This is a genomic window from Pseudomonas sp. MNR3A, assembly GCF_009650575.1.
Taxonomy (GTDB): Bacteria; Pseudomonadota; Gammaproteobacteria; order Pseudomonadales; family Pseudomonadaceae; genus Aquipseudomonas; species Aquipseudomonas machongensis.
This window is the reverse complement of record NZ_VZZS01000003.1, coordinates 80,768-101,152: the sequence shown is the minus strand read 5'-3', so window position 1 is coordinate 101,152 and position 20,385 is coordinate 80,768. Positions and strand designations below refer to the sequence as shown.

At 63.4% G+C, this 20,385-nt stretch carries 23 protein-coding genes, 1 pseudogene and 1 riboswitch; of the genes and pseudogenes, 12 read left to right on the top strand and 12 right to left on the bottom strand.

The features are described 5' to 3' along the window. Positions 1 to 74 precede the first annotated feature (74 nt). Positions 75 to 1,061: an NAD(P)/FAD-dependent oxidoreductase gene (locus F6X62_RS02290; RefSeq protein ID WP_153772577.1), complete on the bottom strand. Its 987-nt coding sequence runs from the start codon at positions 1,059 to 1,061 to the stop codon at positions 75 to 77. A gap of 187 nt (positions 1,062 to 1,248) precedes the next feature. Between F6X62_RS02290 and F6X62_RS02285 the strand changes: the two genes are divergently transcribed. After that, complete coding sequence (locus F6X62_RS02285) at positions 1,249 to 2,154, top strand: TIGR01777 family oxidoreductase (protein WP_153772576.1); 906 nt, start codon at positions 1,249 to 1,251, stop codon at positions 2,152 to 2,154. Between the two features lie 13 nt (positions 2,155 to 2,167). Further along, positions 2,168 to 3,181 carry a ferrochelatase gene (gene hemH / locus F6X62_RS02280; protein WP_153772575.1) on the top strand — a complete coding sequence of 338 codons (1,014 nt, stop codon included), beginning with the start codon at positions 2,168 to 2,170 and terminating at the stop codon, positions 3,179 to 3,181. Positions 3,182 to 3,241: 60 nt separating this feature from the next. Here hemH and F6X62_RS02275 read toward each other — a convergent pair whose 3' ends face one another. Next, positions 3,242 to 4,516, bottom strand: coding sequence for a uracil-xanthine permease family protein (locus F6X62_RS02275; RefSeq protein WP_054894598.1), 1,275 nt, complete (start codon positions 4,514 to 4,516; stop codon positions 3,242 to 3,244). Between the two features lie 2 nt (positions 4,517 to 4,518). Continuing rightward, on the bottom strand, positions 4,519 to 5,157 hold the full coding sequence (gene upp / locus F6X62_RS02270; RefSeq protein ID WP_063542927.1) for a uracil phosphoribosyltransferase: 639 nt from the start codon (positions 5,155 to 5,157) through the stop codon (positions 4,519 to 4,521). Between the two features lie 165 nt (positions 5,158 to 5,322). On the opposite strand from upp, the gene F6X62_RS02265 reads away from it, so the two are divergent. The 4 genes from F6X62_RS02265 (at position 5,323) to F6X62_RS02250 (ending at position 7,252) form a co-directional block, all read left to right on the top strand. Further along, positions 5,323 to 5,880, top strand: a complete 558-nt coding sequence (locus tag F6X62_RS02265; RefSeq protein WP_054894596.1) for a hypoxanthine-guanine phosphoribosyltransferase — start codon at positions 5,323 to 5,325, stop codon at positions 5,878 to 5,880. Between the two features lie 2 nt (positions 5,881 to 5,882). Further along, complete coding sequence (locus F6X62_RS02260) at positions 5,883 to 6,356, top strand: WbuC family cupin fold metalloprotein (protein ID WP_153772574.1); 474 nt, start codon at positions 5,883 to 5,885, stop codon at positions 6,354 to 6,356. A gap of 65 nt (positions 6,357 to 6,421) precedes the next feature. Further along, entirely contained in the window at positions 6,422 to 6,892 is a 471-nt protein-coding gene (locus F6X62_RS02255) for a hypothetical protein (RefSeq protein ID WP_054894594.1), read from the top strand. 69 nt (positions 6,893 to 6,961) lie between these two features. Beyond that, on the top strand, positions 6,962 to 7,252 hold the full coding sequence (locus F6X62_RS02250; protein ID WP_054894593.1) for a PA4642 family protein: 291 nt from the start codon (positions 6,962 to 6,964) through the stop codon (positions 7,250 to 7,252). A gap of 85 nt (positions 7,253 to 7,337) precedes the next feature. Here F6X62_RS02250 and mqo read toward each other — a convergent pair whose 3' ends face one another. After that, complete coding sequence (gene mqo, locus F6X62_RS02245) at positions 7,338 to 8,843, bottom strand: malate dehydrogenase (quinone) (RefSeq protein ID WP_153772573.1); 1,506 nt, start codon at positions 8,841 to 8,843, stop codon at positions 7,338 to 7,340. 605 nt (positions 8,844 to 9,448) lie between these two features. Continuing rightward, on the bottom strand, positions 9,449 to 9,682 hold the full coding sequence (locus tag F6X62_RS02240; RefSeq protein WP_153772572.1) for a hypothetical protein: 234 nt from the start codon (positions 9,680 to 9,682) through the stop codon (positions 9,449 to 9,451). A gap of 144 nt (positions 9,683 to 9,826) precedes the next feature. On the opposite strand from F6X62_RS02240, the gene F6X62_RS02235 reads away from it, so the two are divergent. Then, positions 9,827 to 10,411: a YajG family lipoprotein gene (locus tag F6X62_RS02235; protein WP_054894590.1), complete on the top strand. Its 585-nt coding sequence runs from the start codon at positions 9,827 to 9,829 to the stop codon at positions 10,409 to 10,411. A 197-nt stretch (positions 10,412 to 10,608) separates the two neighbouring features. On the opposite strand, the gene F6X62_RS02230 is transcribed toward F6X62_RS02235, so the two are convergent. Beyond that, a complete protein-coding gene (locus tag F6X62_RS02230; protein ID WP_153772571.1) occupies positions 10,609 to 10,815 on the bottom strand; it encodes a hypothetical protein in 207 nt (68 codons plus the stop codon). A 157-nt stretch (positions 10,816 to 10,972) separates the two neighbouring features. On the opposite strand from F6X62_RS02230, the gene F6X62_RS02225 reads away from it, so the two are divergent. Then, a complete protein-coding gene (locus F6X62_RS02225; RefSeq protein ID WP_054894588.1) occupies positions 10,973 to 11,233 on the top strand; it encodes a hypothetical protein in 261 nt (86 codons plus the stop codon). 85 nt (positions 11,234 to 11,318) lie between these two features. Here F6X62_RS02225 and F6X62_RS02220 read toward each other — a convergent pair whose 3' ends face one another. After that, positions 11,319 to 12,485, bottom strand: a complete 1,167-nt coding sequence (locus tag F6X62_RS02220; RefSeq protein ID WP_054894587.1) for a 1-acyl-sn-glycerol-3-phosphate acyltransferase — start codon at positions 12,483 to 12,485, stop codon at positions 11,319 to 11,321. A gap of 127 nt (positions 12,486 to 12,612) precedes the next feature. Between F6X62_RS02220 and F6X62_RS02215 the strand changes: the two genes are divergently transcribed. From F6X62_RS02215 to F6X62_RS02205, 3 genes are read left to right on the top strand one after another with little or no spacing between them, the layout of a single operon-like run. Then, positions 12,613 to 12,798 (top strand): CPXCG motif-containing cysteine-rich protein, encoded by a 186-nt coding sequence (locus F6X62_RS02215; RefSeq protein ID WP_054894586.1) that lies wholly within the window; start codon positions 12,613 to 12,615, stop codon positions 12,796 to 12,798. Then, positions 12,798 to 13,058 carry a putative signal transducing protein gene (locus F6X62_RS02210; protein ID WP_054894585.1) on the top strand — a complete coding sequence of 87 codons (261 nt, stop codon included), beginning with the start codon at positions 12,798 to 12,800 and terminating at the stop codon, positions 13,056 to 13,058. Before F6X62_RS02215 ends, F6X62_RS02210 begins: the two co-directional genes overlap by 1 nt. Before the next feature lie 12 nt (positions 13,059 to 13,070). Next, the gene (locus F6X62_RS02205) at positions 13,071 to 13,691 is read left to right on the top strand and encodes an SOS response-associated peptidase (protein ID WP_153772570.1); all 621 of its coding nucleotides are present in this window, start codon (positions 13,071 to 13,073) and stop codon (positions 13,689 to 13,691) included. Between the two features lie 82 nt (positions 13,692 to 13,773). On the opposite strand, the gene F6X62_RS25555 is transcribed toward F6X62_RS02205, so the two are convergent. Both F6X62_RS25555 and F6X62_RS25550 read right to left on the bottom strand, forming a co-directional pair. Then, positions 13,774 to 14,517, bottom strand: coding sequence for a methyl-accepting chemotaxis protein (locus F6X62_RS25555; RefSeq protein WP_371264436.1), 744 nt, complete (start codon positions 14,515 to 14,517; stop codon positions 13,774 to 13,776). 111 nt (positions 14,518 to 14,628) lie between these two features. Then, positions 14,629 to 14,832 (bottom strand): annotated as a pseudogene (locus F6X62_RS25550) (HAMP domain-containing protein); the annotation flags it as partial. 1,202 nt (positions 14,833 to 16,034) lie between these two features. Between F6X62_RS25550 and F6X62_RS02195 the strand changes: the two are divergent. Further along, positions 16,035 to 16,850 (top strand): M48 family metallopeptidase, encoded by an 816-nt coding sequence (locus tag F6X62_RS02195; protein WP_054894582.1) that lies wholly within the window; start codon positions 16,035 to 16,037, stop codon positions 16,848 to 16,850. Between the two features lie 235 nt (positions 16,851 to 17,085). Here F6X62_RS02195 and F6X62_RS02190 read toward each other — a convergent pair whose 3' ends face one another. The 3 genes from F6X62_RS02190 to F6X62_RS02180 all read right to left on the bottom strand — a co-directional run bounded on the left by F6X62_RS02190 (position 17,086) and on the right by F6X62_RS02180 (position 20,257). Further along, complete coding sequence (locus tag F6X62_RS02190; protein ID WP_054895644.1) at positions 17,086 to 17,673, bottom strand: TMEM165/GDT1 family protein; 588 nt, start codon at positions 17,671 to 17,673, stop codon at positions 17,086 to 17,088. An 87-nt stretch (positions 17,674 to 17,760) separates the two neighbouring features. Further along, a riboswitch (yybP-ykoY riboswitch) is annotated at positions 17,761 to 17,883 on the bottom strand. Positions 17,884 to 17,924: 41 nt separating this feature from the next. Then, positions 17,925 to 18,923, bottom strand: a complete 999-nt coding sequence (locus tag F6X62_RS02185) for a class I SAM-dependent methyltransferase (RefSeq protein WP_153772569.1) — start codon at positions 18,921 to 18,923, stop codon at positions 17,925 to 17,927. A 374-nt stretch (positions 18,924 to 19,297) separates the two neighbouring features. Next, positions 19,298 to 20,257 (bottom strand): 2-hydroxyacid dehydrogenase, encoded by a 960-nt coding sequence (locus tag F6X62_RS02180; protein WP_153772568.1) that lies wholly within the window; start codon positions 20,255 to 20,257, stop codon positions 19,298 to 19,300. Between the last annotated feature and the right edge of the window lie 128 nt (positions 20,258 to 20,385).

The following is a 20,385-nucleotide window of genomic DNA, read 5'->3' as shown; positions in this document are numbered from 1 at the left end:
ACAAGGCAAAAATGTTGTACAGGTCTATTCCAGCACATCGAAAAACTTATGCAAGACAAATTTCTTGTACAACTTCACTCAAGGTGTTCGAGCAAGCGCCGCGCTGCCTCCTGGCCGCTGAGCCAGGCACCTTCCACGCGTCCCGACAGGCACCAGTCACCGCAGGCATAAAGGCCCTGGTCGGCGTCGGCCAGGGTGCCCCATTCATGGTTACCGGCGGGGCGGGCATAGAGCCAGCGGTGGGCGAGGGCGAAGGTGGGGGCTGGCACCACGCAGCCGACCAGTTCGGCGAACTCGCCCCACAACTGCTCGATGACTTTCTCCCTGGGGAGGTCCAGGTGTTCGCTACTCCAGCTGGAGGTCGCATGCAGCACCCAAGTGTCCAGCTGCTCATCGCGGCCGGGTTTGCTGCGGTTGCGTGCCAGCCAGTCGAGTGGATTGTCCTGCACGAAGCAGCCTTGCATCGGGGTGTCGAGTGGTGTCTGGAAGCCCAGAGCGATGGCCCAGGTGGGTTCCATCTGCACCCCGGCGGCGACCGCGGCGAGCTTGGGCGTGGCCGCCAACAGGGGCGTGGCCTGCGGTGCTGGCACAGCGATCACCACCCGGCTGAACGGGCCATGGCTGCAGCCCTCGGTGTCCTGCAGATGCCAGTACTGCTTGCCGCGGAAGACTTCGGCGATACGGCACCCGAAGTTGACCGTGACATCCTTGAGCAGGCCGCGGGTGATGGCGCTCATGCGTGGCACGCCGACCCAGCGGGTCTGTTCGTCGGGAGAGGGGGTCAGTTCACCGTCGCGGTAGTTGTAGAGCCGCGGCTTCCACTGCGCGACCCAGCCGGCCGCAACCCATTGCTGGACCTGCTCGACGAAACGTCGGTCGCGAGCGGTGAAGTACTGGGCGCCGAGGTCGAGCGCGCCGGCGACGCTGCGCTTGCTGGCCATGCGCCCGCCGCTGCCGTGGCCCTTGTCGAACAAGTGGACGCTCTGTCCGGCCTTCTGCAGGGCCTGGGCGGCGGACAGACCGGCGATACCGGCACCGATAATGGCAATAGGTACTGTCATGATGGCCTCTTCGAACCTTGCTTTAAGCAGACTACGCTGTCAGACAAACCTGTACAATACAGAAGTTTTGTATAAGGTTATTCCGCTCGATAGGACAGGTTGGCCTATGTTTATCCGAGAGCTATCGGTTTAAAAAGTGCCTTGATCTTAAAAATAGACCATGGCCGCAGCTTGTGAGGACACAGCCATGCATATATTGCTGACAGGCGGTACTGGGTTGATCGGCCGACGCTTGTGCCAGTTTTGGCTCAGCCAGGGTCATCGCCTGACGGTGTGGAGCCGTGAGCCTGGCCAGGTGCCCAGGCGTTGCGGCAGCGGCGTGCGCGGCATCGCTCGGCTGGAGGAGCTGGAGGCTGACGATCCGCTGGACGCGGTGGTCAACCTGGCCGGCGCCCCCATCGCCGATCGACCCTGGACGGCGGCACGCCGGCAACTGTTGTGGGCCAGTCGTGTCACCCTCACCGAGCAGTTGCTGAGCTGGCTGGAGCGCCGCGAGCAGCGTCCCGGGTTGCTGATTTCGGGCTCGGCTGTGGGCTGGTACGGCGATGGTGGCGAGCGTGAGTTGACCGAGGCCTCGCAGCCGGTGAAAGAAGATTTCGCCAGTCAGCTGTGCATCGCCTGGGAAGAGACCGCACAACGTGCGCAAACCCTCGGCATGCGCGTAGTGCTGGTGCGTACCGGGTTGGTACTGGCCAGCGATGGAGGCTTTCTTTCGCGCCTGCGCCTGCCATTCAAGCTGGGTCTTGGTGGGCCGATCGGCAACGGTCGGCAATGGATGCCGTGGGTCCATATAGAGGACCAGATCGGCCTGATTGATTTTCTCTTGCAGCACAACCAAGCCAGCGGTCCCTATAATGCCTGCGCGCCGGAGCCGGTACGCAACCGCGAGTTCGCCAGGCGTCTGGGGCGGGCACTGCGTCGCCCGGCGTTGCTGCCGCTGCCGGCGCTGGTGCTCAAGGCCGGCCTGGGCGAGTTGTCGACCCTGCTGCTGGGTGGCCAGCGTGCGCGCCCGGTGCGCCTGCTGGCCGAAGGTTTCACGTTCCGCTTCAACGATCTGCAATCGGCGTTGGACGACCTGTCCGACCGCCTCTGACATAGGACGCTGCATGACCGATCATGCCCTGCTGCTGGTCAACCTGGGTTCACCGGCATCCACCTCGGTCGCCGATGTGCGCCGCTACCTCAACCAGTTCCTCATGGACCCGTATGTGATCGACCTGCCTTGGCCGGTGCGGCGCTTGCTGGTGTCGCTGATCCTGATCAAGCGCCCGGAGCAGTCCGCCCACGCCTATGCGTCGATCTGGTGGGACGAGGGTTCGCCACTGGTGGTGCTGACCCGCCGCCTGCAGGCGGCCATCACCCCGCATTGGCCGCATGGTCCGGTGGAAATCGCCATGCGCTATGGTCAACCGGCGCTGCCAGAGGTGCTGGAGCGTCTTGCTGCGCAGGGTGTGCGCAAGGTGACCCTGGCGCCGTTGTACCCGCAGTTCGCCGACAGCACCGTGACCACGGTGGTGGAGTTGGCTCGCCAGACCGTCGCCGACCGCCAACTGCCGTTCGACATGCGGGTGCTGCAGCCTTTCTACGACGAGCCCGATTACATCGATGCCCTGGTCACCAGCGCGCGCCCATACCTGGAGCAGGAATACGATCACATCCTGTTGAGCTTCCACGGCCTGCCCGAGCGCCATCTGAAGAAGCTTGACCCGACCGGCTCCCATTGTTTCCAGAGCGCGAACTGCTGCGAAAAGGCCTGTGCCCAGGTGCGCAAGGTCTGCTATCGCTCGCAGTGTCTGGCCAGCGCTGCTGCGTTCGCCAGGGCGGCAGGAATTCCCGATGGCAAGTGGTCAGCCTCGTTCCAGTCGCGGCTGGGACGGGCCAAGTGGATCGAGCCCTATACCGAAACGCGGCTTGATGAGCTGGCCAAGGCAGGGGTGAAGAAACTGCTGGTGATGTGCCCGGCCTTCGTTGCCGATTGCATCGAGACGCTGGAGGAGATCGGCGATCGTGGCAAGGAGCAGTTCATCGAAGCGGGGGGCGAGGAACTGGTGCTGGTGCCGTGCCTGAACGATCACCCGCAGTGGGCGCAGGTATTGGCAAAGATGTGCGAGAGGGCTTGAGTGGGTGATGGCCTCTTCGCGGGTAAACCCGCGAAGAGGCCGATTCGGTTCAACGCCTGGTCAAGGCAACTGGTCATCCAGCTTCTTGTTCTTCCAACCGTCGTTGCCCGGCAGGATCAGGTTCAGGGCAATGGCGACCACGGCGCACAGGGCGATGCCCTTCAGGCCCCAATCGTCCGGGCCGTCGCCGCTGCCGATCAGCACACCACCGATACCGAACACCAGGGTCACCGAAACGATCACCAGATTGCGCGCCTCGGAGAGGTCGATCTTGTGGCGGATCATGGTGTTCATGCCCACTGCCGCGATCGAGCCGAACAGCAGACAGAGGATGCCGCCCATCACCGGCACCGGAATGCTCTGCAGCAGCGCGCCGAACTTGCCGATGAACGCCAGGGTGATCGCGAACACCGCAGCCCAGGTCATGATCTTCGGGTTGTAGTTCTTGGTCAGCATCACCGCGCCCGTCACTTCGGCGTAGGTGGTGTTGGGCGGACCGCCGAACAGGCCGGCAGCCGTGGTGGCCAGGCCGTCACCGAACAGGGTGCGGTGCAGGCCGGGCTTTTTCAGGTAGTCGCGACCGGTCACGCTGCCGACCGCGATTACCCCACCGATATGCTCGATCGCCGGCGCCAGGGCCACCGGAACGATGAACAGGATCGCCTGCCAGTTGAACTCTGGCGCCGTGAAGTTGGGCAGTTCCAGCCAGGGGGCAGCGGCGATTTTCGCGGTGTCGACCACGCCGAAGGCGAACGACAGGGCAAAGCCCACCAGCACGCCTGCAATGATCGGTACCAGGCGGAAGATGCCCTTGCCGAACACGGCGACGATCAAGGTGGTCAGCAACGCTGGCATGGAGATCAGCATGGCGGTCTTGTAGGGCATCAGCGCGGCGCCGTCGCCACCCTTGCCCATGGCCATGTTGGCGGCGATCGGCGCCATGGCCAGGCCGATGGAGATGATCACCGGGCCAATGACCACCGGAGGCAGCATGCGGTCGATGAACCCCGTGCCCTTGATCTTCACCATCAAGCCCATGAAGGTGTAGACGAAGCCTGCTGCCATCACGCCGCCCATGGTCGCGGCCAGGCCGAACTGGCCCTTGGCGAGGATGATCGGGGTGATGAAGGCAAAGCTCGATGCCAGGAACACCGGCACCTGACGGCCCGTGACCAGCTGGAACAGCAAGGTGCCGATACCGGCGGTGAACAGTGCCACGTTAGGGTCCAGGCCCGTGATAAGCGGCATGAGCACCAGCGCGCCGAATGCCACGAAGAGCATCTGCGCGCCCGAGACGACCTGGCGCCACAGCGGGTCGTTGAAGCCGTCCTGCATGGTCAGGCGTCCTTCTGCTTGGTGCCGAAGATCTTGTCGCCGGCATCGCCGAGGCCCGGAACGATGTAACCGTGCTCGTTCAGGCGCTGATCGATGGACGCGGTGTAGATCTGTACGTCCGGATGGGCTTTCTCGACCACCTCGATACCTTCGGGCGCCGCGACCAGGACCATGGCGCGGATTTCCCGGCAACCGGCCTTCTTCAGCAGGTCGATGGTGGCGACCATCGAGGCGCCAGTGGCGAGCATCGGGTCGATGATCAGTGCCAGGCGCTGGTTGATGTCCGGCGCGAGTTTTTCCAGGTACGTGTGCGCCTCGAGGGTTTCCTCGTTGCGCGCCACGCCCACGGCGCTGACCTTGGCGCCCGGGACCAGGCTGAGCACGCCATCGAGCATACCGATGCCGGCCCGCAGGATCGGCACTACGGTGATCTTCTTGCCGGCGATTTTCTCGACCTGGACCTTGCCGCACCAGCCGTCGATCTCGTAGGTTTCCAGCGGCAGGTCCTGGGTGGCTTCGTAGGTCAGGAGCGCACCGACTTCCTGGGCGAGTTCGCGAAAGTTCTTGGTGCTGATATCGGCGCGGCGCATCAGGCCGAGCTTGTGGCGGATCAGCGGATGGCGGATCTCACGAATGGGCATAGGGGGAGGGCTCCGGGAGGCGGGCAAAAAAACCGCGCTAGGTTAATCTATTCAGTCCTTGCTGTCGTGCAGTCATTGAGCACGTTAGTCCATAAATGCTTGATCTGGGACGAGCGGATGCGTACCTTTGCCCGCTTTTCCAAAATGCACCTCCTGGAGAGCGCCATGTCCGCCGATCTCGAGCATATCCGCCAAGTGATGAACGAGGCCGATTGCCTGTACAACGAAGCCCAGGTCGAAGCGGCCATCGCCCAGGTCGGTGAGCAGATCTGCAAAGACCTGCACGACAAGAACCCCGTGGTCTTCTGCGTGATGAACGGCGGCCTGATCTTCGCCGGCAAACTGCTGACCCACCTGCAGTTCCCGCTGGAGGCCTCGTACCTGCACGCGACTCGCTACCGCAACCAGACCAGCGGCGGTGAGCTGTTCTGGAAGGCCAAGCCGGAAATCTCCTTCATCGACCGTGACGTGCTGATCGTCGACGACATCCTCGACGAAGGCCACACCCTCAGCGCCATCATCGACTTCTGCAAGCATGCTGGTGCGCGCTCGGTTTATACCGCAGTGCTGATCGACAAGGACCACGACCGCAAGGCCAGCCCGGACTTGAAGGCTGACTACGTCGGCCTGCCGTGCGTCGATCGCTATATCTTCGGTTATGGCATGGACTACAAGGGTTACTGGCGCAACGCCAATGGCATCTTCGCCGTAAAAGGAATGTGATCATGCGCAAGCCGTCTTTCATGGATCAGGCCTTGTTCGGGGCGTTGGCTGAAAAGGCCGCTGCCAATCCGCGCGGCCGCCAGCACCACAACTTTCACGAGATGGAAGAACCTTGCCACCGCATGGCAATCGGTTTGCAGACCAGTACCTACATTCCGCCGCACCGTCATCTGAAGGATGACAAGGCCGAGGCGCTGGTGGTGCTCAAGGGGCGTCTGGGGCTGCTGATCTTCGACGAGCAGGGCGCGGTGTGCGACAAGCGCGTGCTCGAAGCCGGCGGCGATTGCCTGGGGGTCGACCTGGCGCCTGGCACCTATCACGGGTTGGTGGTGCTCGAAGATGACAGCATCCTGTTCGAATGCAAGTCCGGCCCCTACCGCCCGGTAGGCGACGGCGAGCATGCCTACTGGGCACCGCGCGAGGGTGAGGACGGGGTGGCACAGTACCAGGCCTGGATGCGCGCGCAGTTCGATTGAGCGTACGCTGCCAGTAGCGATCGATCAGGCGTGCTAGAGTGCTCCCCTATGCCAAGGAGCCCTTCATGCGCGCGATCTTTCCCCTTCTGCTGGCGCTGAGCCTGCCGCTGTCGGCAGCGCCTTTGCACAGCCAGTTCCTCCCGCCTGATGACCTCTCGCTGCGCCAGGAAGAACCCGAGTCGCAACAACTGCTGCAGGTCACCGATTACTCGGTGGTGGTCGGTGCCCAGCGTCAGTCCAGCCAGCAGCCGATTCCCATCACCTCGTCCCTGACCTTGCGCCTGAAGGGCAAGCCCATGAGCAAGGGGGCAACCATCGCGCAGGTGCTGGTCACCTTCGACGGCGAGGGCGGCAAGAGCCTCAAGCGGCCGACCTACGATGACAAGACCCGTACCCTGACGCTGAATTATCCACAGGCCGATTACCGGGTGATCATGGACCTGCTGCGCAACGAGACGCTGTACGTGCAGTTCCTCAGTTACGCCAACGGCCATGTCTGGGCCGACCTGCACACTGGAACCGTACGTACGCGTTGAGGCGCATGGGCAGCCAGCGGTACACTGCCCGCCTTTGAAATGCCCGTGATGGCCCAGTTGGAGTCGGCAATGCGTAAAGACAAGAAGCAGGTTATCGGTGACGAGATCAGCGACGACTACATCAAGACGTTCCTTCAGTTCGAGCCGGCCGATGGCCTGACCTCGCCGTCGCACCACAAGCTGATCAAGGCCTACCGTGGCCTGCGCATCGATGACTTCGAGCGTTTCGTCGGCTTCTTCGTTGAAGCTGGATACGATGTCGATGGCAAGGACGAGCACGGCAAGACCTTCGCCGAAGTGATCGCCGACCAGCGCAACGCGCCCGAGTACATCGAGATCATCGCTAACGCCCGCGGCTGATCCTCGAGCCGGTCCTGCCCTGTTCGCGGCAGGGATTCCAGGCACAAAAAAACGCCCCTCGGGGCGTTTTTTCGTTTCAGCCGTTTCAGGCGTAGTGCTTGGCCGGGCTGTTTTGTGCCAGGTCCAGGGCCACGTCGTTGTCGGCGCTGATCTTGTGGTACAGCGCGGCATCGGCGGCCAGAGTCTTCTCGCGAGCCGGGAAGATCTCCTTGAGCTTGGCAGCCCAGGCGCCCTTGGCCTGTTCGGGGAAGCAGCGCTCGATCAGCTCGAGCATGATCGAGACCGTCACCGACGCGCCCGGCGAGGCGCCAAGCAGCGCAGCCAGGCTGCCATCGGCGGCCGAGACCAGCTCGGTGCCGAACTGCAGGATGCCGCCTTTCTTCGGATCCTTCTTGATGATCTGCACGCGCTGACCGGCCACTTCCAGGCGCCAGTCCTCGGCTTTCGCTTCGGGGTAGAAGCGGCGAAGCGATTCCAGGCGCTGCTCCATCGACTGCATCACTTCGCTGACCAGGTACTTGGTCAGGTCCATGTTGTCGCGGGCCACCGCCAGCATCGGACCGATGTTGCCCATGCGCACCGACAGCGGCAGGTCCATGAACGAGCCATGCTTGAGGAACTTGGTGGTGAAGCCGGCGTAAGGCCCGAACAGCAGGGATTTCTTGCCGTCGACCACGCGCGTGTCGAGGTGTGGCACCGACATTGGCGGGGCACCGACCGCGGCCTGGCTGTAGACCTTGGCCTGGTGCTGCTTGACGATCTCCGGATTGTCGCAGCGCAGCCACTGGCCGCTGACCGGGAAACCGCCGAACCCCTTGCTCTCCGGGATGCCCGACGCTTGCAGCAGCGGCAGCGCCGCGCCACCAGCGCCGAGGAAGACGAAGCGGGCGTCGACTTCACGGCTGTTGCCGCTGTTGACGTCCTTGATGCTCACGGTCCAGCCGTCGCCTTTACGGCGCAGGCCGGTGACCTTCTTGCTGTACTTGACCTGGGCATTGGGGCTGTCGCCCAGCAGCTTGAGCAGCTTGTTGGTCAGGGCGCCGAAGTTGACGTCGGTACCCTTGAGCACGCGGGTGGCCGCGATGTGCTGGTCGGCCGGGCGGCCAGGCATCATCAGCGGCATCCACTCGTTCATCAGCGCCTTGTCTTCGGTGTATTCCATCTCGGAGAACGCGTGGTGCTGCTTGAGCAGCTCGAAGCGCTTCTTGAGGAATTGCACGCCCTTGTCACCTTCGACATAGCTCAGGTGCGGCACGGGATTGATGAAGTCGCGCGGCGAGCCGAAGCCGCCCTTCTTGCTCAGGTAGGCCCAGAACTGGCGGGACACCTCGAACTGGGTATTGATGTGCACGGCCTTCTTGATGTCGATGCTGCCATCGGCGGCCTGGGGCGTATAGTTCAGCTCGCACAGGCCGGCGTGGCCGGTCCCGGCGTTGTTCCAGGGGTTGGAGCTTTCCGCGGCCCCGGAGTCCATCGCCTCGACGACTTCCAGCTTGATCGCAGGGTCCAGCTCCTTGAGCAGTACGGCCAGGGTGGCACTCATGATGCCCGCGCCTACCAGTACCACATCAACCGATTCGTTCTGCGCCATTAACGCGTCTCCACAATCTACAGCACCTAATTGACAGCATAGGACCCCTGGGTTGGCCAGGATCGCCATGTCCGACTCTTCGCAGTTCTTGCAACTTCCGCGGACACCGCCAATCAGTCTTGGGTGTTCGATAATTGAACGCCATTTGCCACGGGTGCGGCAATTCGACTTATGGTCAAGTGTTCCGTCGTGCGTTATGGACCGGCCTCAGGCTCCCATCCAGGATGAGCGCTTTTGCCGTCTGTTCAGGGCTGTTCGAGACGTATCTGCCGCTTTTGCACATGCCAGACTGTTCATTTGCTCGCCACACTCTCGTGAAGTTGTGAAAAACCGTTTTTTCACGCTCTTTTGGAGTCGTGAACCTCAAAAGTGGACTGCGCGGTGGCAACCCGCAGGTTCATGCGCAGCAGACGGCCAGAGACAGCAGGCACGACAGCCAATGCAAGACCTGAGTGGAAGGCTCTCTGTGGGCGAAGCGGTGAAGGTGCCGAGGTCAAGCGGCGAGTGCGGGGCCCGATCAGGAGACGTCCTTATAATCGGGGGGAGATTATAACGAGGTCGCGGGCAGAAAGGTCGTTCTTCTTGGGTTTTTATTGCAGCGTTTGTCAGGCGGGGAGGATGCGTTGCTGCCAACGGCGGCTTGCAGGTACGCAAATCCGGGCACTGTTGGGCAACGGATGGCCCAGCCAGCCCAGGTGCGCTTCGCTGACCTGGACCCAGCCAACGCCGCTCGGTGCCTGGTGGCACTGCTTGAAGGCCAGGCATTTGCCATCGGCATCCAGGCGGGCGTAGGTGTTGTGGCGCGGGCGTTGGAAGAGCAAGGTCCAGAGCGAGGCCATGGCGGCGAGTCCTGTTTGATCGGGCTGGGGCAAGGATAACGCCGGGGCCATGAAACCATTGTGACAGCAGCTGCGGGCCGATGACTGGCTTGCTCCAGGCTGGGTATACTGTGGGCCTTTGCCGCTTTTTCTGGAGAAATGCGCATGCTGCAACGTCTGTTGTTCGGTTTGATGGCGGTGGCCACCCTGAGCCTGGTCGGCTGTGCACACAGCCCGCAGCAACTCAGCCCGCAACCCAAGCTCACCGCTCAGCTCAATCCGGTAGGTCGTGGCCAGCCGGTGGTCGTGCGGGTGGTCGACGGCCGTGCTTCGCAGTCGCTGGGCACGCGGGGTGGCATGTACCCCGAGACCAGCACCATTACCGTCAACGGCAATGACGTCGTGCCCAAGCTGCAGGCCCAGGCCGAAGCGGCAGTACGCCTGCTCGGCTTCACCCCCACCTCGGGGGCCGGCAGCGCGCCACAGCTGACCGTGACCCTGGCCGAGCTGAAGTACCAGTCGCCCAAGGACAAGATGTACGTGACCGAGGCCACCATCGGTGCCACCTTCCGTGCCGACGTGTCCAACGCCAACCGTCGCTACAGCGGCCGTTACGGCGCCTCGCTTGACCAGCGCTTCGGCATGGCGCCGAACCAGGAAACCAACACCAAGCTGGTCAGTGACGTACTCAGCGATGCGCTGACCCGGCTGTTCAAGGACCCGACCATCGGTCAGGTCCTGGCTGAATAAGCACGCCGCCTGAATGAACAAAACCCGCTGCCTGGCGACAGGCAGCGGGTTTTTCTTTGGTCGGACGATGCCCAACCCCTGGTAGACGTGGTCCCTGTGGGAGCGGGCTTGCCCGCGAACACCGGCTTCGCCGGTGCCATGCACCGCGGTGTACTTTTCGCGGGCAAGCCCGCTCCCACTGGGTCGCGAGTGGGCGGTCAGGCCGCCTCGATGCCGAAATCCAGCATACTCAGCCCGGTGTCCATATCGACCTCCGGCAGGTCCTGGTGCGCGTGTCCGCCCAGGGCGCAATACACCAGCCAGCGCTGGTCGTGGACATTGATCGCGAATCCGTCGATCAGTGCCTGCTGCTCGTCGCTCTGCGAGACGAGGTAGAGACGGTCCTGGTTTTCGGCGTGCAGCATGACAAGCTCCGGTCTGGAAAGGCCGACAGGGTGGCCTGTCTGGATGACGAGCGTGTGACAGATGAAATTTAATGACACTTGGTCGCAAAAAACGGGAGGTTGGGTGGAGCTTGGGTAGAATGCCGGGCTTTGCTTATCGTCGTTTCGAGGTTGCGCGATGTCCCTGCAAGTCCTCTGGGGGTTCCTGGCCGCCCATCCCGCCAAGCTGATCAATGTCCTGGCGCTGTTCATCACCTGCCCCGGCGGCCTGCTGCTGCACAGCGCGCGGCGTCGCCAGAGCGATGTGCGTGAAAGCCTGGCTGCCGAGGAAGGGCTGGTCGATGCGTTTGACCTGCGTGTACCGCGCTACTACTACATCCTGGGCTTCTCGTGCCTGGCGATGGCGCTGCTGTTGTCGTGGTTCAGCACCTGGATCTGAACAGCTTTTCTGCGGCACAAGGCCGCTCCTGCAGGTATGGCGCCGTTCATGAACGCGGCGGTGTTCCTGCGGGAGCGGCTTCGTCTCAAACCACCTCGGCCTGGCGCTTGACCTGGTACTGATTGCGCACCGGCGTCGCATACTGCTGCACCAGGTATGGCCGGTGCTCCGCAGGGCAGGCCTCCAGGCGACGCTGCCACTCCTCCTTGGCGCGTGCCAGCTCCTCGGCCGCAAACACTTTCTCTGCGGCGGGTACTTCCAGCGCCGCGTCCTGCCCGTCCCACATCGCATAGGCCAGGTAGTGGACCGGGAACAGCCGGTAGCCGCCGAGAATCTGCCGGTCGATGGCCAGGGCCAGTTGCTTGGTGTCCTCGTGGTACTCGGTCACCGGCGGTGCGAAGTTGATGTGCACCCGGCCTTTGTAGCCGGTGATGCCCTGGGCGATGCTGTTGTCGTCTTCGCCGGGCACTTTCTTGTAGGTGCCGGTGGTGGCGCGGATATACAGTTCGCGCGCCTTGGCCTGGTCGCAGGGGTCGTATTCGTAGCTGATCGACACCGGGATCAGGTTCAGGCTCTGGATCACTGCGCCGAACGGCTCGTCCTTGCGGCTCATGTGGAACATCTTGAGGATCGCCGAATCGGTGCGATCGTCACCATCCTTGGCACGGCCTTCGGCCTGGGCAATCCAGATCGAGGCGCTGTCGTTGCGGATCGAATGGTTGATGTAGGCCGACAGCAGTTGGTAAGCCGCGAGCTTCTCGCGTCGGCCACTGATCGAGCGGTGCACGATGAAGCTCTTGTTCAGACGCATCATGTCGCTGACGAACGGCTTTTGCAGCAGGTTGTCGCCGATGGCGATGCGTGGCGTCGGCAGGCCGGCGTGATAGACCGCATAGTTGACGAATGCCGGGTCCATGACGATGTCGCGGTGATTGGCCAGGAACAGGTAGGCACTGCCCGACTTGAGCTGCTCGACGCCGGTGTAGGTGACCCCGTCGGTGGCTCGGTCGATGGTGCGGTCGACGTAGTATTCGACCTTGTCCTGCAGGGTCGAGACGCTGGTCACGCCAGCGAACTCCTTGCGCAGGCGCCGGGCGATCAGCGGCTTGAGCAGCCAGCCGAAGGCGCCCGCGATACGCGGGAAACGGAAGTGGGTGAGGATATCGAGGAATGCCGGGTCGCTGAGCAGGCGTGCCAGCACGGCAGGCACTTCAGCGTCGTCGTAAGGTCGGATGGCATCGAATTCGCCCATCATGCTCTCTTGTTGGAAACGGCTAGAGTAATAAAGTAGGGGCGGGGCCGAAAAAAACGGCTCGGACACACACGGACCCCGTAAACAGACCGGCAATTATACGCATAAGTCACTGCGCAGGCCCCCGATGCTCGAAATCGACTTTTATGACTGCCCTTATTGCGGTGAGCGTGTGGAAACCACGGTCGATATTTCCGGTGGCGACCAGCACTACACCGAGGACTGCCAGGTGTGCTGCCAGCCCATCGTGTTCATCCTGCAGGTGCATGGTGACGAATGGATGCTCGAAGTACGCCGCGAGGACGATGCCTGATGCGCCGCATCTACGAACCCGAGAGCCTGATGGAGGCGCAGATGCTGGTAGGCATGCTGGCCAGCGAAGGCGTCCAGGTGCACCTGATCGGCGGCGATCTGGTCGGCGCCATGGGCGATCTGCCGATGCAGGGCTTGCTGGCCCTGGCGGTTGCCGATGAACAGGCCGGGTACGCACGGCAGCTGATCGATGAGTACAATGCCGCCCAGCCCCTTGCCGGGGACGAGCCGGAGAGTATCCCCGGTACCCTGATCTGCTAGGTTTGCTGTCTTATGTGTGGACGTTACGCCCTCTTTCGCTGGTCCCAGGCTTTTGCCGCCCTGCCCGGATTTCCCGCCGACCAGCAGGCCCAATGGAACATCTCGCCTGGGGCGTCGGTGCTGATTCAACGCCGGCTCGACGGCCAGTTGCAGCTGACCAGGGCACGCTGGGGCCTGACCCCGGCCTGGCTCACCGACCTGTCCCGCACCCCCGCCCATGCCCGCGCCGAGACCCTCGCCGAGCAGCCGATGTTTCGCGAAGCATTTCGCCAGCGCCGTTGCCTGATGCCGGCCAACGGCTTCTACGAGTGGCGCGGCACGGCGCGCAAGCGCCCGTACTGGGTTACGCCGGGGGAGGGCGCGTCGTTGTTCTATGCCGCGGTGTGGGAGGCGTATCCGGTGCAGGAGCAGGTCTGGCTCAGTTGTGCGGTGGTCACTCAGGCGGCGATGAACCAGCGTCGGCCATTGATTCTCGATGAGGCCGGGCAGGCCGCCTGGCTGGATCCCGACACACCGCTGGCGCGCCTGCACGAGCTGCTGGCCAGCCCTCCAGCGGCGTTGCGCGAGCGGGCGCTGGCGCATCTGGTCAATGATCCGAAGCTCGATGGACCGGAGTGCCTGACTCCGGCTTGAGATTTATGGCGAGCATTTCGCGGGCAAGCCCACTCCTCACAGAGATGGGCTTGCCCGCGAAAAGAGCGACTCGGTATTTGAATCAAACCCTGAACTGATTGATCAACCGCCGCTGCTGCTCGGCCAGCTTGGTCAGCTCGGCACTGGCCTGGCTCGATTCGTCAGCCCCGCCGGCCACTTCGCCGGCCACCTGGCCGATGTTGATGACGTTGCGGTTGATGTCCTCGGCCACTGCGCTCTGCTGTTCGGCGGCGCTGGCGATCTGGGTGTTCATGTCGTTGATCACCGACACGGCCTCGGTGATGCTCTCCAGCGCTTCGGCAGCACGGCTGGCCTGCTGCACGCTGTCGTCGGTCTTGCCCTGGCTGTCTTCCATCACCTTGACCACATCGCGGGTGCCCTGCTGCAACTGCTGGATCATCTGCTGGATTTCCTGGGTGGCCTGCTGGGTCTTCTGCGCCAGGTTGCGCACCTCGTCGGCGACCACGGCGAAGCCGCGGCCTTGCTCTCCGGCGCGGGCCGCCTCGATGGCAGCGTTGAGCGCCAGCAGGTTGGTCTGTTCGGCGATGGCGCGGATGGTCACCAGGATGGCATTGATGTTCTCGCTGTCGCGGGCCAAGGTCTGCACCACGGTCACTGCACGGCCGATCTCGCTGGCCAGGATGCTGATCGACTGCGAGGTGTCGCGCACGATCTGCATGCCCTGGTTGGCAGCCTGGTCGGCATTGCTGGCCGCGTGCGCGGCGTGGGTGGCATTGCGTGCCACGTCCTGGGCGGTGGCGGTCATCTCCTGCACGGCGGTGGCTACCTGGTCGATCTCGGCCATCTGCTTGTGCACGCCCTGGTTGGTGCGGATGGCGATGTCGGCGGTGTGCTCCGAGGAATCGCTGACTTTCTGTACCGAGGTCACCACCTGGCTGATCATCGCCTGCAGCTTGGCTAGGAAGGTGTTGAAGCCTTTGGCGATGGCGCCCAGCTCGTCGGCGCGGTCACTCTGCAGGCGGCGGGTGAGGTCGCCTTCGCCCTGGGCGATGTCGTCGAGCATCGCCACCATCTGTTTCAGCGGACGGGCAATGCCATGGGCCAGCAGCCAGATAACCAGCAGGCCGAGGGCGGCGATGCCCAGGCCGACCAGGGTCATGCCGGCGATGTCGGTACGGCGCTGCTCGCCGAGGTCTTTCTGTAGCTGGTTGACGTCGGCCATGACCGTGCTCAGCGGCATTTCCAGCAGCAGGACCCAGCGCGCGTCGGTGCTGGCGACCTTGAACGGCAGGAACAGCTCGATACGGTCCTTGGCGGTGTCGACTTTATATTGCAGGTCTTCGCCGCTGATACTGGCCAGGGTTGCGGCTTCGGCCGGGTCCAGCACGTCGCTGGCTTTTTCGCCGAACTTGGAGGCGTCCTTGGTATAGGCGACCAGACGACCGTTGCTCGACACCAGTGCCAGTTCGCCGGCGCCGTTGTACAGCTGGCGGTCGGCAGCGTTGAGCAGGTCCTGGATGAAGTTCACTGACAGGTCGGCCCCGGCGATGCCCTGGAACTGACCGTTGACCATGATCGGCTCGACGAACGAAGCGAGCATCACCATCTTGTCGCCAACCTTGTAGGGCGCCGGGTCGATCACGCAGGCCTTCTTGGTTTCCTTCGGGCAAAGGTAATACTCACTGGCGCGTACCCCGGTCGACAGCACTGTGTGGTCGTTCACGTCCACCAGGCGGTCCTGGCCGAGACTGCCGTCCGCGTTGCGGAACCACCAGGGCAGGTAGCGTTCGCCATTGATGTCGGCGTGATCCAGTGCGTTCGGTTCCCAGCCCAGATACGCACCGAGCACCGTCGGGTTGACCTCCACGGTGCGCTTGAGCAGGTTGTTCAGGTAGGCGCGGTCGATCTGCATCAGCGGTTTGCCGTCGGCGTCCTGCATGCCAAGCATGGCGTTGACCGTGGCCAGGCTGCGACTGATCAGCAGCGGCGCTTCCAGGCCGCGCTGGATCTCGCTCACCTGGGTGCGGGCCAGGGCCGACAGGCGCTGTTCGATCACGCTTTCGAACTGCTGCTGGGTGCGCTGCTGTACCAAGTCCTGGGTGCGGGCCCCGGAGTACACGGCGTACAGCACCAGCGCCGCGACAATGCTCAATACAATGGCACCGGCCAGGGCCGCCACGGAAAACTGGATCGACTTGAACTTCATTACCGGAAAGCTCCACGCAAGGAGGTCGTTTTCTTTTGTTATCGGCGTGGTCGAGGGAAAGCATGAGGGGAGGATGAGAGAAATCTTCCCTGTGGCTCTGGCAGGGTCAGGCGAGTGGGCCTAGGATACGCGGCATGTAAAAAGGGAGTGTTTTCATGCGTAAGTCTTTCGTGATCAGCCTGTTGAGCGCCAGCGTTCTGCTGGGTGGTTGCCAGGCGGTCAATACCACCAGCGGCGGAGCGGTTGGCGTCGAGCGCAAGCAGTACATGTTCAGCATGCTGTCGACCGATGAGGTCAACCAGATGTATGCGCAGTCGTACCAGCAGACCCTCGGTGAAGCGTCGAGCAAGGGCGTGCTGGACAAGAGCAGTGCCGATGCCAAGCGTGTGCAGGTCATTGCCGACCGCCTGATTGCCCAGGCCCCGCAATTCCGGCCGGATGCCGCGCAATGGAAGTGGGAGGTCAACGTGATCAAGAGCGATGAGCTCAACGCCAACTGCGGCCCGGGCGGCAAGATCATCGTCTACACCGGGCTGATTGATCAGCTCAAGCTCACCGACGCTGAGCTGGCTGCGGTCATGGGCCATGAAATCGCCCACGCCCTGCGTGAGCATGGTCGCGAGGCGATGTCCAAGGCCTACGGTATCGAGATGGCGCGCCAGGGCGCCGGTGCGATCTTCGGCCTTGGCCAGGACAGCATGGCGCTGGCCGACACTGTGGTGAACTACTCCATGACCCTGCCCAACAGCCGGGCCAACGAGAACGAGGCCGACCTGATCGGCCTGGAACTGTCGGCACGGGCCGGTTACGACCCGAATGCGGCGATCACCCTGTGGAACAAGATGAGCAAGGCGTCCGAAGGCGCACCGCCTGAGTTCATGAGCACTCACCCGGCTTCGGCCAGCCGCATCGCGTCGCTGCAGGCCGCGATTCCGAAGGTGATGCCGCTGTACCAGGCGGCGAAGAAGTAACCCGCTCTGCGCGGTGGGGTAGTTGTCTGGTTCAACTATCCCGCGGCTGGAGCAATTCCTGTGGGAGCGGGCTGGTCCCGCGATCACCGGCAAAGCCGGTGCCAGGTGCTGCGGTGTCTGGCACCGGCTTTGCCGGTGATCGCGGGACGAGCCCGCTCCCACAGGCCGGTTTGTTCCCAGGAACCGGTTTGCTTCCAAAGGCCGGTCGGCTTCCACGGTTCCTGTCCTGAAGGCCCTAGCCAATCCACCCACTGGTCTTCATCGCCGAATACACCGCGACCGCTGCCAGCACGAAGAACGCTGCCGCCGCCAGTCGACGGATCAACGCCAGCGGCAGTTTGTCGGCCGCGAAGTTGCCCGCCAGGACCACTGGTACGTTGGCAATCAACATGCCCAGCGTAGTGCCGATGATGACCATGATCAGGTGCGGGTACTGCGCGGCCAGCATCACTGTGGCGACCTGGGTCTTGTCACCGATCTCCGCCAGGAAGAACGCGATCAACGTGGTCAGGAACGGGCCGAAGCGGCGTGCATTGCTGGTTTCGTCATCGTCCATCTTGTCCGGGACCAGGGTCCACAGGGCGGTGGCGGTGAAGCTCGCAGCCAGGATCCAGTGCAGCACGCTTTCGGTGAAGAACCCGCTGACCCAGGCCCCCACGGCGCCGGCGGCTGCATGGTTGGCGAGGGTGGCGGCGACGATGCCGGCGATGATCGGCCACGGCTTGCGAAAGCGCGCCGCGAGAATGAGCGCGAGCAATTGCGTCTTGTCGCCGATTTCGGCGAGCGCAACGATGGCGGTGGGAACGAGCAGGGATTCGAGCATCAGGCTTCCTACGGGGCGGGTCGACACGGCTATGACACGTACAGCCTCCCCGCCCCGGGTAAGGTGTGCGTGTCATAGGTCTTGTCAAACCCCGGGCTCATCTGTGTGAGCCGTGAGGTCGCACGCGCCATGGCCTGTGGGCCAAGTGTGTTGACGCGTACCGGGCAAGCAGTGGGTGCTTGCGGGAGACTACTCCCCTAGGACGGAGCGGATTCTGCCTAGCCGAAACGGTTTGGGCAAGCGTTAATTTTTTAACCGCGTGTTGCCCTGTAGATCCGGAAGCCGTCTGCTTCGGCGCGGATTTCGCAGTTGCCCAAGGCCTCGTGGAGCAGGGGTTGATAGCGCAGGAAGCTATTGGCAACCAAGCGTATTTCGCCGCCTTTTTGCAGAATTTTGCTGCTTTTTCTCAGCAGGTTTTCCGCCGCCTGATAGTCGGTGTGCACCCCGGTATGGAACGGGGGATTGCTCAGGATCACGGTGAGATTATCGGGTGCCGCATCAATGCCATCACCGCTGATCACCTCGCCTTGCAGACCATTTGCAGCCAGGGTCAGTCGACTGGCGGCCACGGCGAAGGCATCGACATCGAGCAGGGTGACGTTGCTTTGTGGATAACGTCGCTTGATGGTCGCGCCGAGTACGCCCGCGCCACAGCCAAAGTCCAGCACATGGCCGATCGGCAGTTGCTCCAGATGCTGCAGCAGCAGTGCGGTGCCGCGATCCAGGCGGCCGTGGCTGAACACGCCCGGGAGGCTGACCACCTGCAGCGGGCCATCTTCGAGCGCCAGCTCGAAGCGCTCCGCCAGGCTCTCTATGGGCTTGGCCTCGGGCGCATTGTCCACGGTCACCTGCCACAGCTGGCAGTGGCGGGCGCTGTCGAGCTTGCGCGGTTTGCCGAAGGCCTGCAGTTGCTTGGCCGCGCCTTCGATTCCGCCACGTTTCTCGCCGACCAGATACAGCTCGCGCCCGCCCAGGCGCGAAGCCAGGGCATTGAGCAGGTAGGCGGCAAGGTCGCGGGATTTGGGCAGGAACAGTACCGCCGCGTCGAACGGAACCTGTGGCACCTCCACGCCGTAGTGGCTGCGGACAGTGAAACGCTGCTCCAGCAGCGCCTGATCACCGGCGTGCCAGGTCCAGGCGTGCGCGTGCGGCAGTTGCCCGAGCAGGCCATCGGCGGCGGCGCCGGCGATCAGCAGCGGGCCCTGGAACAGGTCCGCCTGGCGGAGCAACACTTCACTGCGCGGGTCCATCGGCGGACGCCTCCTGAAAAAGCGCGAAGTGTATCACTTGGCGTACCGGGACGCGGCGTGGTCGCTGCAGGAGCAACTGTCTTGCTCAAAATCTAGAAGCCAGCCCAAAGCCGTTACTGCCTTCCAGGTAGACGGTGATAGCCGTGGGCTTGAACTGCTCTGTGTATTTGCCCATCGATCCCCCAAGGGTTGGATTTGTGTCCAACTTCTTGGGGGCAGTCCACCCTGTGGGAGCGGGCTTGCCCGCGAACACGGGCGTAGCCCGTGCCAGGCAGCGCGGTGTCTTTTTCGCGGGTAAACCCGCTCCTACAGGGACCGCACCCGTGCTGAGGACCGTGCACGGGTTGGCAGTAGCGACCGAGTGGGTTTGCGCTTCAGGCCACCACCCGCCGTGGCTGACCGGCGAAGAACGCCTGGGCGTTTTCGGCCAGTTGCCCGACGATACGCTGGCGCGACTCCACCGCACCCCAGGCGCTGTGCGGGGTGATGATCAGGCGCGGGATGTCTGCCGCCAGCAGCGGGTTGCCGTTTACCGGCGGCTCGACGCTCAGCACATCGGTCGCCGCACCGCCCAGGTGACCGCTGCGCAAGGCATCGGCCAGCGCCTGTTCATCGATCAGGCCGCCGCGGGCGGTGTTCACCACCAGGGCACCCGGCTTGAGCAAGGCCAGTTCACGGGCGCCGATCATGTGGCGGGTCTGCTCGTTCAGCGGGCAGTGCAGGGTCAGGGCATCGACTTGCGGCAGCAGTTCATCCAGCGCCAGGCGGTCGGCGCGCGCCGGTCGTCCAGGGATCTGCCCGCTCAGCACACGCATGCCGAACGCCTCGGCCAGGCGCGCCACCGCGCCGCCCAGCTCGCCGTGCCCCAACAGGCCCAAGGTCTTGCCTTCCAGCTCGACGATGGGGAAGTCCAGCAGGCAGAACTGGCTAGCCTTGGCCCATGCGCCGTCCTTTACTGCTTGCTGGTAGTCGCATAGCCGGGTGGCCAGGGCCAGCAGCAGCGCCAGTGTGTGCTGCGCCACCGAAGGTGTGCCGTAGCCCTGGCAGTTGCACACGGTAACGCCCTGAGCGCGGGCGGCGGCGAGGTCGACGTTGTTGGTGCCGGTGGCGGCCACCAGGATCAGTTTCACTTGTGGATTGGCCGCAAGCGCCGCAGCATCGAGCATCACTTTGTTGCTGATCACCACGCTGGCGCCCTGCAGGCGTTCGCTGACCTGTTCCGCTGCGCTGGCGGCATGCAGTTGCAGGCTGTCGAACTGCTGTTCGAGCGCAGAAAGGTCGAGATCTCCCAGGTCAAGGGAGTGATGGTCGAGAAAAACTGCATGACGCGACATTGGCGGCTCCGTCGGCAATGGCCAGAGGTGGGGAGCGCATCGGCTCCGGATTCTGCGGCGCTGTAACGCCCTGTTCGCACATTGCCACTCATACTTTGCGACGCCAAATCATTCCTTCGGCTGATTTG

Excerpts from the sequence above, each read along its gene's own strand:
- F6X62_RS02290 (WP_153772577.1), bottom strand. The coding sequence starts at position 1,061 with ATGACAGTACCTATTGCCATTATCGGTGCCGGTATCGCCGGTCTGTCC.
- F6X62_RS02285 (WP_153772576.1), top strand. The coding sequence starts at position 1,249 with ATGCATATATTGCTGACAGGCGGTACTGGGTTGATCGGCCGACGCTTG.
- hemH (WP_153772575.1), top strand. The coding sequence starts at position 2,168 with ATGACCGATCATGCCCTGCTGCTGGTCAACCTGGGTTCACCGGCATCC.
- F6X62_RS02275 (WP_054894598.1), bottom strand. The coding sequence starts at position 4,516 with ATGCAGGACGGCTTCAACGACCCGCTGTGGCGCCAGGTCGTCTCGGGC.
- upp (WP_063542927.1), bottom strand. The coding sequence starts at position 5,157 with ATGCCCATTCGTGAGATCCGCCATCCGCTGATCCGCCACAAGCTCGGC.
- F6X62_RS02265 (WP_054894596.1), top strand. The coding sequence starts at position 5,323 with ATGTCCGCCGATCTCGAGCATATCCGCCAAGTGATGAACGAGGCCGAT.
- F6X62_RS02260 (WP_153772574.1), top strand. The coding sequence starts at position 5,883 with ATGCGCAAGCCGTCTTTCATGGATCAGGCCTTGTTCGGGGCGTTGGCT.
- F6X62_RS02255 (WP_054894594.1), top strand. The coding sequence starts at position 6,422 with ATGCGCGCGATCTTTCCCCTTCTGCTGGCGCTGAGCCTGCCGCTGTCG.
- F6X62_RS02250 (WP_054894593.1), top strand. The coding sequence starts at position 6,962 with ATGCGTAAAGACAAGAAGCAGGTTATCGGTGACGAGATCAGCGACGAC.
- mqo (WP_153772573.1), bottom strand. The coding sequence starts at position 8,843 with ATGGCGCAGAACGAATCGGTTGATGTGGTACTGGTAGGCGCGGGCATC.
- F6X62_RS02240 (WP_153772572.1), bottom strand. The coding sequence starts at position 9,682 with ATGGCCTCGCTCTGGACCTTGCTCTTCCAACGCCCGCGCCACAACACC.
- F6X62_RS02235 (WP_054894590.1), top strand. The coding sequence starts at position 9,827 with ATGCTGCAACGTCTGTTGTTCGGTTTGATGGCGGTGGCCACCCTGAGC.
- F6X62_RS02230 (WP_153772571.1), bottom strand. The coding sequence starts at position 10,815 with ATGCTGCACGCCGAAAACCAGGACCGTCTCTACCTCGTCTCGCAGAGC.
- F6X62_RS02225 (WP_054894588.1), top strand. The coding sequence starts at position 10,973 with ATGTCCCTGCAAGTCCTCTGGGGGTTCCTGGCCGCCCATCCCGCCAAG.
- F6X62_RS02220 (WP_054894587.1), bottom strand. The coding sequence starts at position 12,485 with ATGGGCGAATTCGATGCCATCCGACCTTACGACGACGCTGAAGTGCCT.
- F6X62_RS02215 (WP_054894586.1), top strand. The coding sequence starts at position 12,613 with ATGCTCGAAATCGACTTTTATGACTGCCCTTATTGCGGTGAGCGTGTG.
- F6X62_RS02210 (WP_054894585.1), top strand. The coding sequence starts at position 12,798 with ATGCGCCGCATCTACGAACCCGAGAGCCTGATGGAGGCGCAGATGCTG.
- F6X62_RS02205 (WP_153772570.1), top strand. The coding sequence starts at position 13,071 with ATGTGTGGACGTTACGCCCTCTTTCGCTGGTCCCAGGCTTTTGCCGCC.
- F6X62_RS25555 (WP_371264436.1), bottom strand. The coding sequence starts at position 14,517 with ATGGCCGAGATCGACCAGGTAGCCACCGCCGTGCAGGAGATGACCGCC.
- F6X62_RS02195 (WP_054894582.1), top strand. The coding sequence starts at position 16,035 with ATGCGTAAGTCTTTCGTGATCAGCCTGTTGAGCGCCAGCGTTCTGCTG.
- F6X62_RS02190 (WP_054895644.1), bottom strand. The coding sequence starts at position 17,673 with ATGCTCGAATCCCTGCTCGTTCCCACCGCCATCGTTGCGCTCGCCGAA.
- F6X62_RS02185 (WP_153772569.1), bottom strand. The coding sequence starts at position 18,923 with ATGGACCCGCGCAGTGAAGTGTTGCTCCGCCAGGCGGACCTGTTCCAG.
- F6X62_RS02180 (WP_153772568.1), bottom strand. The coding sequence starts at position 20,257 with ATGTCGCGTCATGCAGTTTTTCTCGACCATCACTCCCTTGACCTGGGA.